We start from the raw sequence: 15,450 nt of genomic DNA, 5'->3' as shown, positions 1-15,450 counted from the left end.
CACGCACAAATGCGTGTCCGTCAAAATCCTATACATCCGCCGGACTGCTTTCCGCGCTCCAGCTTTTCCGCCAGTAATAGCCTGCGGCAAGCACAAGTGCAAACGCCAGCAGCACGATACAGGAAAACGTGATAAAACCGATAGCATATGTGCCTGTCATCTGTTTGAGAGATCCTAAGATGTTCGGCAGGAAAAACCCTCCGATTCCTCCGGCCGCACCGACGATTCCCGTCACCATGCCAATTTCTTTGCGAAAACGCTGCGGCACGAGCTGGAATACTGCGCCGTTTCCCATTCCGAGCCCCATCATTCCGACAAACAATAGAACAATAACCATTGAGAGAGATGGCAGGCTGCTGACTCCGGCCATACACAGTGCCACGATGACAAACAGTACAGAAAGAACTTTCGTGCCGCCGACACGATCCGAAATCAAGCCCCCGACAGGCCGGAAAAAGCTCCCCGCCGCTACACATAATGTAACGAAGTCGCCCGCGTGAATTTTTGACAGCTGGTATTGATCAACAAAGAAAATAGATAAAAAGCTTGAGAGCCCGACAAATCCGCCAAATGTGACGCTGTACAGCAGGCAGAAAAACCATGTTTCCTTTTGCCCGAACACATGCAGATAGCTTTTGAGCGGCTGCGGAGCCGGCTGTGCAGGAGAATCCTTTGCCATGGATACAAAAAGAATAAAGACGATCAATAATGGAATTAGCGCAATTCCCATGACAATGTGCCAGCCGAACTGCTCTGCCAGACGAGGGCCAAACAGGGTTGCAAACAACGTGCCGCTGTTCCCCGCTCCGGCAATCCCCATCGCAAGTCCCTGCAAATGAGGCGGATACCAGCGGCTGGCCATAGGCAGCGCTACAGCAAAGCTTGCCCCCGCCACGCCAAGCAGAATCCCGATGGCATACAGCTCAGTCAGGGAACGGCCGCCGAATGTCCCCCAAAGCAGCGGAATCATCGTCACCAGCATCCCGATCACTGCCGTTTTTTTCGGTCCGATTCTGTCCGTTAAAATACCAAGAATGATACGAAACACTGATCCAGATAAAATCGGCACAGCTACGACAAGCCCTTTCTCAAAAGGAGACAGGCCAAAATCCTGAGAAATATAAACACCCAGCGCCCCTAGCATAACCCATATCATAAAACTGACATCAAAGTATAAAAAGGAACAGAGCAAAGTGAGTGGATGACCGCTAGTTTTCAGTTCCGACAGCTTCATAAGATTCCCCTTTCTAGACCCTCATTATTTTACATTTTCTGAATCAAGGATATAGGACCATTATTTTCTGGAAAAGACATGTGTAAGTTTTTGTGACACGTTTAATGCGTTAACAGTGCATTGTGACATAATTTTTAATAGGAGAAAACTTACGAGCTTCGCCAAAGGAGGTCTGATACATGAAGAAACAAAGATTGGTGTTAGCGGGAAACGGCATGGCCGGAATCCGCTGTATTGAAGAAGTATTAAAGCTGAATCATCACATGTTTGAGATTGTCATTTTCGGAACCGAGCCGCATCCCAATTACAATCGCATTCTCTTATCCTCTGTATTGCAGGGTGAAGCGTCACTCGATGATATTACACTGAACAGCAAGGATTGGTACGACAAGCACGGGATCACGCTTTACACAGGCGAAACGGTTATTCAGATTGATACAGATCAGCAGCAGGTCATCACAGATCGGAAACGCACTCTGTCGTATGACAAATTAATAGTGGCAACAGGTTCCTCCCCTCATATTCTCCCTATCCCCGGGGCAGACAAAAAAGGTGTCTATGGATTTCGGACAATAGAAGACTGCCAAGCGCTGATGAAGATGGCTCAGCACTTTCAAAAGGCTGCGGTAATCGGAGCCGGCTTATTAGGACTGGAAGCTGCAGTCGGTTTACAGCATCTCGGTATGGATGTCAGCGTCATTCACCACTCCGCCGGCATTATGCAAAAACAGCTCGATCAAACAGCGGCGCGGCTGCTGCAAACAGAGCTGGAACAAAAAGGCCTAACCTTTCTTCTGGAGAAAGACACCGTCTCCATTTCCGGCGCCACCAAGGCAGACCGAATCCATTTTAAAGATGGCTCTTCATTAAAAGCAGACTTGATTGTGATGGCGGCCGGCGTCAGACCGAATATTGAATTAGCTGTATCCGCTGGAATCAAAGTGAACCGCGGGATCATCGTGAATGACTTCATGCAGACAAGCGAACCGAATATCTACGCCGTTGGTGAATGCGCCGAACATAACGGAACGGTGTACGGATTGGTGGCACCGCTTTATGAGCAGGGAAAAGCTCTCGCCAGTCATATTTGCGGCGTTCCATGTGAGGAATATCAAGGCTCAGCATCATCTGCGGCTTTAAAAATAGCTGGAATCGATGTGTGGTCAGCAGGAAAGATCCAAGAGGATGAACGCACGACGAGCATCAAAATCTACGACGAACAAGCAGGCGTTTATAAAAAAGCGCTTTTTGTAGATGACAAACTGGCCGGTGTTATTTTATTCGGAGACACCCGTGACAAGCAGCGGCTTCTCGACAGCCTGCTTAAACAACGAGACATCTCCATTGTCAAAAAGCAGATCATCGAACCGGAGACAAGCGGCCCTTTATTAGAATCCATGCCTTCCAGTGAAACGATTTGCCAATGCAACACAGTGACGAAAGGCGCGATTGAAGACGCGGTGCACACGAATAGCTTAACAACTGTTGAGGAAGTCAAGCACTGCACCAAAGCCACTGGGTCCTGCGGAGGATGCAAACCGCTCGTTGAAGACCTTTTGAGATACATGACCAACAGCGAATATACGAAGCCCGCCGGCACACCTTCGTTTTGCAGCTGTACTGATTTTACAGAAGACGACATCATCGCTGAGCTTCAGCGCAGGCCATTCACTAATCCGGCAGAAGTGATGGACCAGCTTGACTGGAGAACAAAAAAAGGATGCAGTACTTGTGTTCCTGCGATTCAATACTATCTGGAAATGCTGTACCCCGGGTTTGTCCAGCCTGAGCCAGCCACTGAAGAGACATGCATCCTGATTCCGCAAATGTACGGCGGGCGGACAAACGCGGAGCAGCTAAGAACCATCGCCAACATCATTGAGGCATACAGCATTCCCGACGTATCCATCACTCACGGCCAAAGGCTGAAGCTTTCCGGGATCAAGCCTGCGGATCTCCCGAACATAAAAAAAGACCTGAAGATGCCCGTTTACACTAATGAACACCGACACGCGCTGCAAAGCATCAAAGCATGTACATGCGGGCAAAATCGATCGATTCAGCAGCTGGCAGCCCAAATCGAAAGACAACTTGAGACGCTTCCCTTACCCGCTCCCATTTCTATCAGCTTATCATGTGAAACAGACTGCACCGATGCCGCCCTGCAAGATGTCGGCGCAATTCGGACACAAGCTGGCTGGGACATTTACATCGGAGGCGTCCGGGGAACTCATGCCCGTTCAGGAGCTCTGTTTTGCGTGACTGAGAACGAAGACAGCACTGCCGGCATGATCAAAGGACTGATCCAGTATTATCGGGAAACGGCTCATTACTTAGAAGCTGTTCATCAGTGGATAGACCGTCTCGGGATCGTTCATATCAGAGAAGTGCTATTCGAAGAAGACCTAAGGGCACAGCTGCTGGAAAGCCTCCAAACAGATCTGTCACTGATTCAAAACCCGACTGTAGAGACGGGTGCATATAAGAAAGGATGAGGCATTTTGACTGAACGACTGCTTAGATATTTCCGTGATAAACAGCAAGACGTCCAATCAGAAAAAACATATGACACTCAATGCCCGTTTTGCAGCATGCAGTGCAAAATGCAGCTCGTGGAACAAACCATCGTCACGCGCAAAAAGTACACTGCGATCGGGATTGATAATCCTACAACACAGGGTCGGCTATGCATGAAGGGCATGAACGCCCACCAGCATGCCCTGAACTCCTCCCGCATCACCCGGCCGCTGCTGAAGAAAAACGGCGAGTTTATGCCTGTTTCCTGGGAAGAAGCACTGAATTACATTAAAGACCAAGTGACAATGATCCAAGCAGAACACGGCCATGACGCCATGGCGGTATACGGAAGCGCCTCGATTACAAATGAAGAGGCGTATTTGTTAGGGAAATTCGCACGGGTAGGCTTACAGACAAAATACATCGACTACAACGGGAGACTTTGTATGTCCGCAGCAGCCACCGCAGCCAACCAAACTTTCGGCGCGGACAGAGGCTTAACGAATCCCTTATCAGACATTCCCCACACCCGTGTGATCATTCTGGCCGGCACCAATATCGCGGAGTGTCAGCCTACGATTATGCCGTATTTTGAAAAAGCGAAAGAAAACGGAGCTTACATCATTGCCATTGATCCCCGTGAAACAGCGACAACGAAAATCGCCGATCTTCATTTGAAAATCAAACCCGGCACAGACGCCGCTCTTGCCAACGGTCTCGTCAAAATCATCATCGACGAACAGCTCGCAAACGAAGATTTTATTCAATCACGAACAAATGGATTCGAAGAGCTGAAGCAGCATACTGACTCGTTGGACCTGAATGACATCGCCGAACAGACGAGTGTCCCCCTGGTGGATATAAGAAAAGCTGCTGTAAAGTTTGCCAAGGAAACGTCCGGCATGCTGTTTACAGCCCGCGGGATTGAACAGCAAACCGATGGCACAGCGGCTGTGAAAGGCTTCTTAAACATGGTGCTGATCACAGGAAAAATCGGCAAGCCTTACTCAGGTTACGGGGCGATCACCGGACAAGGCAACGGGCAAGGTGCAAGAGAGCATGGCCAAAAAGCCGATCAGCTTCCGGGCTATCGATCTATTGAAAACGAACAACACCGGGCACATGTTGCGAAAGTGTGGGGAATCCATCAGGATGATCTGCCGCGAAAAGGTGTCTCAGCCTATGAAATGATGGAAAAAATCAATGACGGCGACATCAAAGGATTGTTCCTCATGTGCTCCAATCCTGCTGTCTCCAGCCCAAATGCGAATCTCGTGAAAAAGGCTTTAAGGAAACTGACATTCTTTGTTGCAATCGATTTGTTTATTTCTGAGACTGCGAAATACGCAGATGTGATTTTACCTGCCTCCTCTTACTTAGAAGATGAAGGCACCATGACAAATGTAGAAGGACGCGTGACATTAAGAGAAGCAAGCCGGCCATGCCCCGGCGAAGCAAAGCATGATTGGCAGATCATTTGTGATCTCGCATCCGCTCTCGGCAAGGGCCGCTACTTTTCTTATACGTCAGCGGAGGATATTTTTAATGAATTGAGAGAAGCGAGCCGAGGCGGGATTGCCGATTATTCAGGCATCTCATACGACAGGCTCAGACGTGAAGGCGGCATTCATTGGCCGTGTCCGGAATCTGATCATCCCGGAACTGGGCGCTTGTTTACAGAATCATTTGCTCATCCGGATCAAAAAGCGGCATTAAGTGTGATTCCAAACGAACCACCTGTTCCAAAAGAGAAGCCGACAGCCGATTATCCGCTTTATTTAACGACAGGCAGAGTCATGTCTCACTACTTAACAGGCGTCCAAACAAGAAAAAGCGCCGCCCTTGCCGCGAGACATTTTGAATCGTTTATGGAAATCCATCCGCAAACAGCAGCGACCTACAATATCGAGGACCGTGTACTGGTAAAAATAGAATCGCCGCGGGGAAGCATCACCGTCCGCAGCAAATTATCAGAACAAATCAGAAAAGATACTGTTTTTGTTCCCATCCATTGGGCAGACGCTCAAAATGTGAATGATTTAATCGGGGAAGCCTTAGATCCAGCCTGTAAAATGCCCGGTTTTAAGGTATGCGCCGTCCGAATCAGACCTATTTAAATTTTTCATAAAATTTTTAGAACTTTTCGTATATTTTGTTACATTTTATAACATGTATCTTAAATATTCCTTTTTGCTGTGCTACGCTGGAAAAAACATTGATAAGGAGCGGATCATCTGATGGGAAAAAAACAGCTAGTTCTTGTTGGTAATGGAATGGCCGGGGTAAGGGCCATTGAAGAGATACTGAGTGTTGCTAAAGACGAGTTTCAGATCACAATTTTCGGTGCCGAACCGCATCCCAATTACAACCGAATCCTTTTGTCAAAAGTGCTTCAAGGCGATACAGATATTAAAGATATTACGTTAAACGATTGGGACTGGTACGAAGAAAACAACATTCAATTGTATACAAATGAAACAGTCATCAAAGTGGACACGGAAAACAAAACAGTCATCACAGATGCAGACAGAATCCAGCCTTACGATGAATTGATCTTGGCGACAGGCTCGGTCCCTTTTATCCTTCCGATTCCGGGCGCAGACAAAAAAGGCGTCACAGCTTTCCGGGACATAAAAGATACAGACACAATGCTCGCCGCGTCAAAACAATATAAAAAAGCTGCCGTCATCGGCGGAGGACTTCTTGGTTTGGAAGCCGCTCGCGGACTGCTGAATCTTGGCATGGACGTGTCCGTCATCCACCTTGCCCCATTCCTGATGGAGCGCCAGCTTGATGCAACGGCAGGACGCCTGCTGCAAAACGAGTTAGAAAAACAAGGTATGACCTTTTTACTTGAAAAGCAAACAGAAGAAATTGTCGGTGATGACCGTGTCGAAGGCCTTCGCTTCAAAGATGGCACAAGCATTGAAGCTGATTTAGTCGTCATGGCTGTCGGCATCCGTCCGAATACAACACTCGGCGCCGAGAGCGGCATTCCGGTTAACCGCGGCATCATCGTCAACGATTATATGCAGACTAAAATCCCGCACATTTACGCGGTCGGCGAATGTGCCGAGCACCGAGGAATCGCCTACGGACTTGTGGCACCGCTCTATGAACAGGCAAAAGTGCTGGCGAAGCATATTTGCGGCATCGAAACAAAACCGTATGAGGGCTCCGTTCTCTCCACACAGTTAAAGGTATCAGGCGTCGAGGTTTTCTCTGCCGGTGACTTTAACGAATCAGAAGAGAAAAAAGCGATTAAAGTCTTCGATGAGCAGGACGGCATCTATAAAAAAATCGTCCTGAGAGGCAATCAAATAGTCGGTGCTGTTTTATTCGGCGACAGCAGCGAAGGCAACCGCCTGTTTTCTATGATTCAAAAAGAAGCCGATATCTCTGAAACCTCAAAAATATCAATCTTACAGCCTCTCGACCAACAAGCAGGCACAAGCATAACCGCAGCGATGAGCGACGATGAAATCATCTGCGGCTGTAACGGCGTGTCAAAAGGTGCGATTATTCAAGCCATACAGGAAAAGGGCTGCTCGTCAACGGACGAGATCAAAGCATGCACCGGCGCATCCCGCTCATGCGGAGGCTGTAAGCCACTCGTAGAAGAAATCCTCCAGCATACGCTCGGATCAGACTTTGATGCGTCAGCGCAAAAAGAATCCATTTGCGGCTGCACCACATTGTCGAGAGATGAAGTCGTAGAAGAAATCAAAGCCAAAGGGCTGTCACATACAAGAGAAGTCATGAATGTGCTCGGCTGGAAAACGCCAGAAGGCTGTTCCAAATGCCGGCCCGCTCTGAACTACTACTTAGGCATGATCAATCCAACCAAATACGAGGATGACCGGACATCCCGCTTTGTTAATGAACGAATGCACGCCAATATTCAAAAAGACGGAACATACTCAGTCGTTCCTCGGATGTACGGCGGCGTGACCAACTCCACAGATTTGCGCAAGATCGCCGATGTCGTTGACAAATATGAGATCCCGCTCGTGAAAATGACAGGCGGCCAGCGAATTGATCTTATCGGCGTGAAAAAAGAAGACCTTCCGAAGGTATGGGAAGATCTTGATATGCCGTCGGGCTACGCGTACGGAAAAACACTCCGCACAGTGAAAACTTGTGTAGGCGAGCAATTCTGCCGCTTCGGCACACAAGACTCCATGGCACTGGGCATTGCGCTTGAGAAAAAATTCGAAGGGCTAAACACACCGCACAAAGTCAAAATGGCCGTGTCTGCATGCCCGCGAAACTGTGCGGAATCCGGCATTAAGGACCTTGGCGTTGTCGGCATCGACGGAGGCTGGGAGCTTTATGTCGGCGGAAACGGCGGAACCCACTTGCGTGCCGGCGATTTGCTGATGAAGGTGAAAACAAATGAAGAAGTCTTAGAATACGCAGGCGCTTACCTGCAATATTACAGGGAAACCGCAAACTATCTGGAGCGTACGTCCGCATGGCTTGAGCGCGTCGGTTTATCCCATGTCCAATCCGTGTTAAACGATCCGGAAAAGCGGCAGGAGCTGAACGACCGAATGAATGAAACACTCTCTGTCCACAAGGATCCGTGGAAAGACTTTTTAGAGGATAAACAAACCTCGAAAGAATTATTTGAAAATGTCGTGACCACATCATAATGACAAAAACAATCATTGAGGAGGAATGGGCATGGTAAACAAAGACGTAACAAAAGTATGTATCGGAAAAATTGAAGAATTGCCTGAACAATTAGGCAAAACAGTGTATATTGAAGATAAGGAGCTCGCGGTTTTCAAGCTTTCAGACGGAAGCATCCGCGCCATCGAAAACCGCTGTCCGCATAAAGGCGGCGTCCTGGCAGAAGGCATCGTCAGCGGTCAATATGTTTTCTGCCCGATGCACGACTGGAAAATTTCCTTAGAAGACGGAATCGTCCAAGAACCTGACCACGGATGCGTCAAAACATATGAAACGCTGATCGAAGGAGAACATGTTTATCTCGTATATTGATCAAAAGACCGGATCACTTTTCTAGTGGTCCTTCATTTTTTACAGTGACGGAAGGATGACATGATCATGAAGAACGGAATCGTATATTTCGTGGGAGCCGGACCCGGCGACCCAGGCCTGCTCACCATCAAAGGAAAACAGGCGCTCGAGGAAGCAGATGTGATCTTATATGACCGGCTCGCCAACCCGAAGCTGCTCGAATTTGCATCACCGGACTGCCAGTTTATTTATTGCGGAAAACTGCCAAACCGCCATTTTATGAAACAAAAAGAAATTAACGCCCTGCTGGTTGAAAAAGCATTAAATGGGTTAACCGTCGTTCGCTTGAAGGGCGGAGATCCGAGCGTATTCGGCAGAGTCGGCGAGGAAGCAGATGCTCTTCATGAGCACGGCATTCGCTATGAAATGGTGCCGGGAATCACCTCTGGAATTGCAGCGCCGCTATATGCGGGCATCCCCGTCACGCATCGGGATTTCGCATCGTCTTTTGCCATGATTACAGCGCATGATAAATCATTAAAAGGCACGCCGAACCTTGACTGGGAAGGGCTTGCACGAAGCGTACAAACCCTTGTTTTTTACATGGGTGTCAAGAACTTGTCTTATATTTGCCAGCAGCTTATTTCATACGGGAAATCACCTTCTGTCCCTGTCATTGTCATCCAATGGGGAACGTGGGGCCGCCAGCGGAGTGTGAAAGGAACGCTTGAGAACATCCAGCAAAAAGTGCAGGAACACCAGATTACAAACCCTGCGATTATCGTCATCGGAGACATCGTCAACTTTCAAACACACAGCTGGTTTGAAAGCAAACCGCTCATCGGACGGCATTTGATGGTTGTGACTCATGGCGAAGATGAAGACCCGCTTGCAGACAAGCTGCGCGATTTCGGCGCCGATGTCATCGAGTGGCCGAAATGGCGGACCGAAAACATGCCTGTCAATGAAGACATTCTTCGAAAGATTGGCACCTTTGAAGACGTTTTTTTCACATCGCGCCGGGCGGTTTGTGAATTTTTCAGAGCACTGGCTTCTCAGAAAATCGACATCCGCCAGCTGACAGCGAAACTGAGTGCAGCATCTGAACAAGCAAAGACGGAGCTTGAAAAACGGGGGTTTCTTGTCACCGCCATTCAGCCTGATTCAGAGAAATGTCTTGTTGTCGGGAGCCGCCATGCAGTGGAAAACATGCAAAAACATGAATCCTGTTCGTTTTATATCACTCATGAAAACGTCATAGATGACCGGTTCACCCACATGATTCAGCGTACCATCAGTGAATCCCCGCTGCACATGGTCATTTGCCCGAACAAGCTGTCCGTTCAGCAATTGATCAATGGTGGCGAACAAATTGGCATTTCGCCGGAATTGTCAGCAAGCCGGCCTCCTATCGTCTGTATAGGCGATGACTCAGCTGCCGAGGCTTATGGATTCACAGCCGTACAAGAACAGGATGAATTGCTAGCTTTCATTCAGAATCAACAGACGCAAAAAAAGCTCCTTCACAGCTGATGGCTGGCAGCCCTTTCCCCCAAGGGCTGTTTTATTTATGTACCAATTTTTTGTGATGGGTTGAATACATCGCCATATTCTCAGCCTTAGGATCCAAATAAGCCTTAGCGCTGTTGACTGCTGTCGGGCCTTCGGTAAAGCCGCCGGCAATCAATCTCAGCTTGCTTTCATAAAAAGCCGCGTCGCCCGCCACAAACACGCCCGGAAGATTCGTTCGCATATGTCTGTCAGCTTTCACCCTGCCTTCTTCAATCTCCAGTCCCCACTCCTTCATCGGCCCGAGATCAATTTTGAACCCATGATTGATGATCAGCTCATCAATTTCTATGTCTTCCCTCTGGCTAGACTCAGTATGACAAACGGTCACGCTTTTGATGCGCTCTTTATCTCCGTTCAACTGCTCCAGCCGATAAGGAGTAAGCACCCGCACCGATGATTGCTTCATTTTCGTCACGCTGCTTTCCATTCCGCCGAATTCCTCACGCCGATGAACGACAGTCACAGACGCCGCAATCGGTTCAAGCTCATTAGCCCAATCGACCGCAGTATCTCCGCCGCCTGATATCACCACGCGCTTATCTTTAAACGCATCGAGCTTTTCCACTCCATAATGAAGATTTTTGCCCGCATATCGGGCCGCATCCTCGCTGTCAAACTCATTGACCTCAAGTGTACCCATGCCGCAAGCCAAAATCACAGTTCTTGTATAGTGCTTTTCCCCTTCAGAACCCGTCAGAACAATGGTGCCTTCATCTAGGCGTTCAAACCCGGTCACACGCTGATTCAATACGATATCAGGATCAAACGTTGCCGCCTGCACCTTCAGCTGCTCGATCAGCTGCTTTCCCGCAATCCCCGGTATGCCGCCGATATCGCGAATGATTTTCTCAGGAAAGAATAAAGACACCTTCCCTCCGAGCTTCGGCAAAAATTCGATTACCTTTGTTTTCAGCTCCCGCATCCCGCAGTAAAAAGCAGTAAACAGCCCAATCGGCCCCCCGCCTATAATCGTAACGTCATATACCTCTTGATTCTCAGCCATCCGTCCTGCCTCCCGTTCACATCTATATCAAAATTTTAATTGAGAATGAATATCAATACAAAGTATATCATATTCAAGGGCCTTTGTTTATTCATTTCTTCACCTTGTGATCAATTGTTGAAAACCCTATAATAGGCAAAAAACAAATGGGAGTAACAGATGAAAAGACGAGTCGAAACGATCACCTTCGAAGGACATACACTAGAATATTCAGTGGCTGGAAAGGGTGCCCCCATCCTTATCATGCATGGCGGGCATTCAAATTGTTACGAGGAATTCGGATACACAGCGTTGATTGAGCAAGGGTATTCCATCATTACGCCTTCAAGGCCTGGCTATGGACGGACGTCAAAAGAAATTGGAAAAAGTCTTGCCAATGCATGCCGTTTCTATGTGAAATTATTAAATCATTTACAAATCGAGAGTGTCCATGTGATCGCCATCTCAGCAGGAGGGCCGAGCGGCATATGCTTTGCCTCACATTATCCGGAAAGAGTAAATACATTGACCCTGCAATCCGCGGTCACCAAAGAGTGGCTCACCCCAAAAGACACTGAATATAAATTGGGGAGAATTCTCTTCCGCCCGCCGGTGGAAAAGTGGATATGGAAGCTGATTTCTTCCTTGAATAACGCTTTCCCGCGTTTGATGTTTCGAGCTATGAGCCCCCAATTCAGCACGCTTCCGTTTCAGCGAATCAAGTCCTTGATGAATGAAAAAGACATAGAAGCATTTCGGAAAATGAACAGCCGGCAGCGCTCGGGTGAAGGATTTCTGATTGACTTGTCACAAACCGCCGCTGTCTCTTTAAAAGACCTGCAAGCCATCATATGTCCCGTGCTGATTATGCAAAGTGTTTATGATGGATTGGTTGACTTGTCACATGCACATCATGCAAAAGAGCACATTCGTGGCGCTGTTCTCTGTTTGCTTCACTCGTGGGGACACCTGATTTGGCTCGGAAAAGAAGCTGCAGAAACAGACAGTATCCTACTCGGTTTTTTGGAATCCTAACCAAAGTGAAACGATCCTTTCCCTTCCTCCGTCAAACAAGCAGTGCCTTTTTTTCTGGTATCATAAGAAAGGCAGCTTAACATGAGCGGAGGTTTTATTGTGACAGCACAATCATCTTTTCTTCAGCTGAATTCTATTTTTATCAGCATTTTAATAGAAGCCATTCCGTTTATTCTGATTGGCGTCATACTTTCCGGAATCATTCAAATGTTTGTTTCTGAAGAAATGATTGCAAGAATCATGCCGAAAAACCGTTTTCTCGCCGTTTTATTCGGTGCGCTGGCCGGCGTTTTATTTCCCGCCTGCGAATGCGGCATCATCCCGATTACGAGGCGGCTTCTGTTAAAGGGAGTTCCTCTGCATGCGGGCGTTGCTTTCATGCTGACCGCGCCTATCATTAATCCTATCGTTTTATTTTCTACTTATATTGCGTTCGGGAATAGATGGAGCGTGGTCTTTTACAGAGGCGGACTGGCTCTCGCCGTTTCGCTGATCATCGGGGTCATTTTATCCTATCAATTTAAGGATAACCAGCTTTTAAAGCCTGATGAACCCGGGCACCACCATCATCATCACGGCACCTTGCTCCAAAAACTGGGCGGGACCTTGCGGCATGCCATTGATGAATTTTTCTCCGTGGGGAAATATTTAATCATCGGCGCCTTTATCGCAGCCGCTATGCAGACGTATGTCAAAACATCCACTCTGCTTGCGATCGGGCAGAATGATGTATCCTCTTCCCTCGTGATGATGGGTCTGGCGTTTGTCCTGTCGCTTTGTTCAGAAGTTGATGCGTTCATCGCGTCTTCCTTCAGCAGCACATTTTCATTAGGATCGTTAATCGCCTTTCTCGTCTTTGGCGCAATGGTGGATATTAAGAATCTATTGATGATGCTTGCGGCCTTCAAAAAACGATTTGTTTTCCTGCTGATTACATACATTGTCGTGATTGTTTTAGCGGGATCACTACTGGTAAAGGGGTGATTGGATGTTTCGTTTATTGGTGCTGATGGGATTTACGTTTTTCTTTTATCATCTGCATGCCTCAGGAAATCTAACAAAATATATCAATATGAAATATGCCTATCTATCCTTTATTGCGATCTTCCTGCTGGCCATTCTGACCGCCGTCCAAGCATATCTATTTATCAAGTCGCCTGAAAAAAGCGGGCATCACCATGACCATGATTGCGGGTGCGGCCATGATCACGAGCATGACCATGAACAAAACAAGCCATTTTATCAGCGTTATTTGATTTATGTTGTTTTTCTTTTTCCTTTGGTGTCAGGCATCTTCTTCCCGATTGCAACGCTTGACTCATCCATAGTCAAAACAAAAGGATTCTCGTTTAAGGCGATGGAGAGCGGAGATCACTACTCCCAAACACAGTATTTGCGGCCTGATGCCAGCCTTTATTACGCGCAAGACAGCTATGACAAACAAATGAAACAGCTGTTTAATAAGTATTCCAGCAAAAAAGAGATTTCTCTGACCGATGACGATTTCCTAAAAGGAATGGAAACCATCTATAACTATCCGGGTGAATTTCTCGGACGGACGATAGAATTCCATGGATTTGCTTACAAAGGAAACGCAATTAACAAAAATCAGTTGTTCGTATTAAGGTTTGGCATCATTCACTGTATCGCTGATTCCGGCGTGTACGGGATGCTTGTGGAATTTCCGAAGGACATGGACATTAAGGATGATGAATGGATTCACATTAAGGGCACTCTGGCCTCAGAGTATTACCAGCCATTCAAGTCAACTCTCCCTGTCGTCAAAGTAACTGACTGGAATACCATTAAAAAACCTGATGATCCGTATGTTTACAGAGGATTTTAAGTGAAGACGAAACCAGTACAAGTACTGGTTTCTTTTTTATTTCTTTTTCATCAGCATCAAATCGAGATAGAGCTGGCACCGCGTTCTGAAATCGCTTAAATCGATCGACGTCATCTCAGTAATCTGTTTGATGCGGTAATTCAATGTATTTTGGTGAATAAACAGCTGTTCTGCCGCTGGTTTTGTTTTGCAGTTGTTGAGGAGATAGATTTCCAAGGTTTTGAGCAGCTCAGTGCTGCTTTCTTCGTCTTTCGCTTTTAATAAAGCTAAATCTTTATTCTCGTATTCTAAAAATTCATTTTTCTGTTCGATGCTTTCTAAATAACGGTAAATGCCGAGTTTGGCATATTCATATGGAATGTTTTCCTGATTGCCGGTGATTTCTGCGGCTTTGATGACTTCAAGTGCTTCTGTGTAGCTCTTGCCAAGTTTTAATAGGTGATTATATTCGTTTCCGATACCGATATAAATAGGGGTAGGTATTTTTTGAAAGTGAAAATGTGTTAACAGCTTGTTAATAAATTCAGAAGCTGCTGAGGAGACGGAGCTTTTTTGGGAAAAACTCGCTACGACGATGACAATGTTTGATTCGATCGTTAAGACATGACTGACCTTATCCCGTAAATTCAGGTACGACCTGATATTTTCCTTTAAATCCTCAACCGCTTCCCCATCCCCATTTGCGGCGTGCAGGATCACAACTGAAAACATGGAAGGCAGCACGGTGTTGATCCTTTCAGCTTCCCGTCTGAGTTCCTTCTCAGAGGTAAATTGCTGATAGATCGCCCGTTTGATGAGATCCTCTGCTTTTTCTTCCTTTTCCTGTTTCAATTTATTCGTTTTATAAATGATTTTCCCGACATGGAAGGAGGTCTCGTACAAAAAGTCGAGCTCTTCATCCGTCAGATTTTGGTCCAGCTCCTGAATCCAGATGTAGCCCATGACTTCCCCTTTGTGCTTTGCACTCACGACCACCCTCTGGTTTAACCCAATGCTTTCAATTTTATTGACGCGAAAAGGCTCAGGCTCTGTTTTCAATTTTTCAATAATTCCGTCCTTCAGAAACCTCTCAAAAATCTGGACCGGACACTTTTTCGAAAAAATAGTCTGCTGGTTGGCAGAATCAAAATGGTTAATATAGTAAGAATTATAGGCTAACAAAAAGAAATCCGCGCTTTCCAGTATCACTGGCTTTTGCAGCTCATAGCTAATAAAATCAATCAGCTTATCAACATCTGAAAATGAAAAAACTCTCTCTAAAAGCTCTTCCATACCTTT

At 47.0% G+C, this 15,450-nt stretch carries 11 protein-coding genes; 8 read left to right on the top strand and 3 right to left on the bottom strand.

The features are described from left to right. Positions 1-28: 28 nt before the first annotated feature. Positions 29-1,234, bottom strand: coding sequence for an MFS transporter (locus M1D65_RS01870; protein ID WP_038828500.1), 1,206 nt, complete (start codon positions 1,232-1,234; stop codon positions 29-31). A 179-nt stretch (positions 1,235-1,413) separates the two neighbouring features. On the opposite strand from M1D65_RS01870, the gene nasB reads away from it, so the two are divergent. The 5 genes from nasB to cobA all read left to right on the top strand — a co-directional run bounded on the left by nasB (position 1,414) and on the right by cobA (position 10,270). Beyond that, positions 1,414-3,729, top strand: coding sequence for an assimilatory nitrate reductase electron transfer subunit NasB (nasB, locus tag M1D65_RS01865; protein WP_456270748.1), 2,316 nt, complete (start codon positions 1,414-1,416; stop codon positions 3,727-3,729). A gap of 6 nt (positions 3,730-3,735) precedes the next feature. After that, positions 3,736-5,868, top strand: a complete 2,133-nt coding sequence (nasC, locus tag M1D65_RS01860) for an assimilatory nitrate reductase catalytic subunit NasC (RefSeq protein ID WP_032724898.1) — start codon at positions 3,736-3,738, stop codon at positions 5,866-5,868. 120 nt (positions 5,869-5,988) lie between these two features. Then, positions 5,989-8,406 carry an NADPH-nitrite reductase gene (gene nasD, locus M1D65_RS01855; RefSeq protein WP_103803503.1) on the top strand — a complete coding sequence of 806 codons (2,418 nt, stop codon included), beginning with the start codon at positions 5,989-5,991 and terminating at the stop codon, positions 8,404-8,406. A gap of 31 nt (positions 8,407-8,437) precedes the next feature. Further along, positions 8,438-8,758, top strand: coding sequence for a nitrite reductase small subunit NirD (gene nirD, locus M1D65_RS01850; protein ID WP_003246252.1), 321 nt, complete (start codon positions 8,438-8,440; stop codon positions 8,756-8,758). A gap of 60 nt (positions 8,759-8,818) precedes the next feature. Then, positions 8,819-10,270, top strand: a complete 1,452-nt coding sequence (cobA, locus tag M1D65_RS01845) for a uroporphyrinogen-III C-methyltransferase (RefSeq protein ID WP_456270747.1) — start codon at positions 8,819-8,821, stop codon at positions 10,268-10,270. A 31-nt stretch (positions 10,271-10,301) separates the two neighbouring features. Here cobA and ffoR read toward each other — a convergent pair whose 3' ends face one another. After that, the gene (gene ffoR, locus M1D65_RS01840) at positions 10,302-11,312 is read right to left on the bottom strand and encodes a ferredoxin--NADP(+) reductase (RefSeq protein ID WP_456270746.1); all 1,011 of its coding nucleotides are present in this window, start codon (positions 11,310-11,312) and stop codon (positions 10,302-10,304) included. Between the two features lie 159 nt (positions 11,313-11,471). On the opposite strand from ffoR, the gene M1D65_RS01835 reads away from it, so the two are divergent. The 3 genes from M1D65_RS01835 (at position 11,472) to M1D65_RS01825 (ending at position 14,172) form a co-directional block, all read left to right on the top strand. Then, the gene (locus M1D65_RS01835) at positions 11,472-12,326 is read left to right on the top strand and encodes an alpha/beta fold hydrolase (protein WP_456270745.1); all 855 of its coding nucleotides are present in this window, start codon (positions 11,472-11,474) and stop codon (positions 12,324-12,326) included. 99 nt (positions 12,327-12,425) lie between these two features. Next, positions 12,426-13,310, top strand: coding sequence for a permease (locus M1D65_RS01830; RefSeq protein WP_010886400.1), 885 nt, complete (start codon positions 12,426-12,428; stop codon positions 13,308-13,310). Positions 13,311-13,314: 4 nt separating this feature from the next. After that, positions 13,315-14,172, top strand: coding sequence for a TIGR03943 family putative permease subunit (locus M1D65_RS01825; RefSeq protein ID WP_003234649.1), 858 nt, complete (start codon positions 13,315-13,317; stop codon positions 14,170-14,172). A 36-nt stretch (positions 14,173-14,208) separates the two neighbouring features. Here M1D65_RS01825 and putR read toward each other — a convergent pair whose 3' ends face one another. Next, positions 14,209-15,444, bottom strand: coding sequence for a proline utilization transcriptional regulator PutR (putR, locus tag M1D65_RS01820; protein WP_003234651.1), 1,236 nt, complete (start codon positions 15,442-15,444; stop codon positions 14,209-14,211). Between the last annotated feature and the right edge of the window lie 6 nt (positions 15,445-15,450).

The sequence above is a fragment of the Bacillus sp. JZ39 genome, assembly GCF_053903145.1.
This window is presented reverse-complemented; position numbering and strand designations above follow the sequence as displayed.

Bases quoted from the DNA above. Each gene is read 5' to 3' on its own strand.
- putR (WP_003234651.1), bottom strand. From the start codon at position 15,444: ATGGAAGAGCTTTTAGAGAGAGTTTTTTCATTTTCAGATGTTGATAAG.
- nasD (WP_103803503.1), top strand. From the start codon at position 5,989: ATGGGAAAAAAACAGCTAGTTCTTGTTGGTAATGGAATGGCCGGGGTA.
- nirD (WP_003246252.1), top strand. From the start codon at position 8,438: ATGGTAAACAAAGACGTAACAAAAGTATGTATCGGAAAAATTGAAGAA.
- M1D65_RS01835 (WP_456270745.1), top strand. From the start codon at position 11,472: ATGAAAAGACGAGTCGAAACGATCACCTTCGAAGGACATACACTAGAA.
- cobA (WP_456270747.1), top strand. From the start codon at position 8,819: ATGATCATGAAGAACGGAATCGTATATTTCGTGGGAGCCGGACCCGGC.
- ffoR (WP_456270746.1), bottom strand. From the start codon at position 11,312: ATGGCTGAGAATCAAGAGGTATATGACGTTACGATTATAGGCGGGGGG.
- M1D65_RS01825 (WP_003234649.1), top strand. From the start codon at position 13,315: ATGTTTCGTTTATTGGTGCTGATGGGATTTACGTTTTTCTTTTATCAT.
- nasB (WP_456270748.1), top strand. From the start codon at position 1,414: ATGAAGAAACAAAGATTGGTGTTAGCGGGAAACGGCATGGCCGGAATC.
- M1D65_RS01870 (WP_038828500.1), bottom strand. From the start codon at position 1,234: ATGAAGCTGTCGGAACTGAAAACTAGCGGTCATCCACTCACTTTGCTC.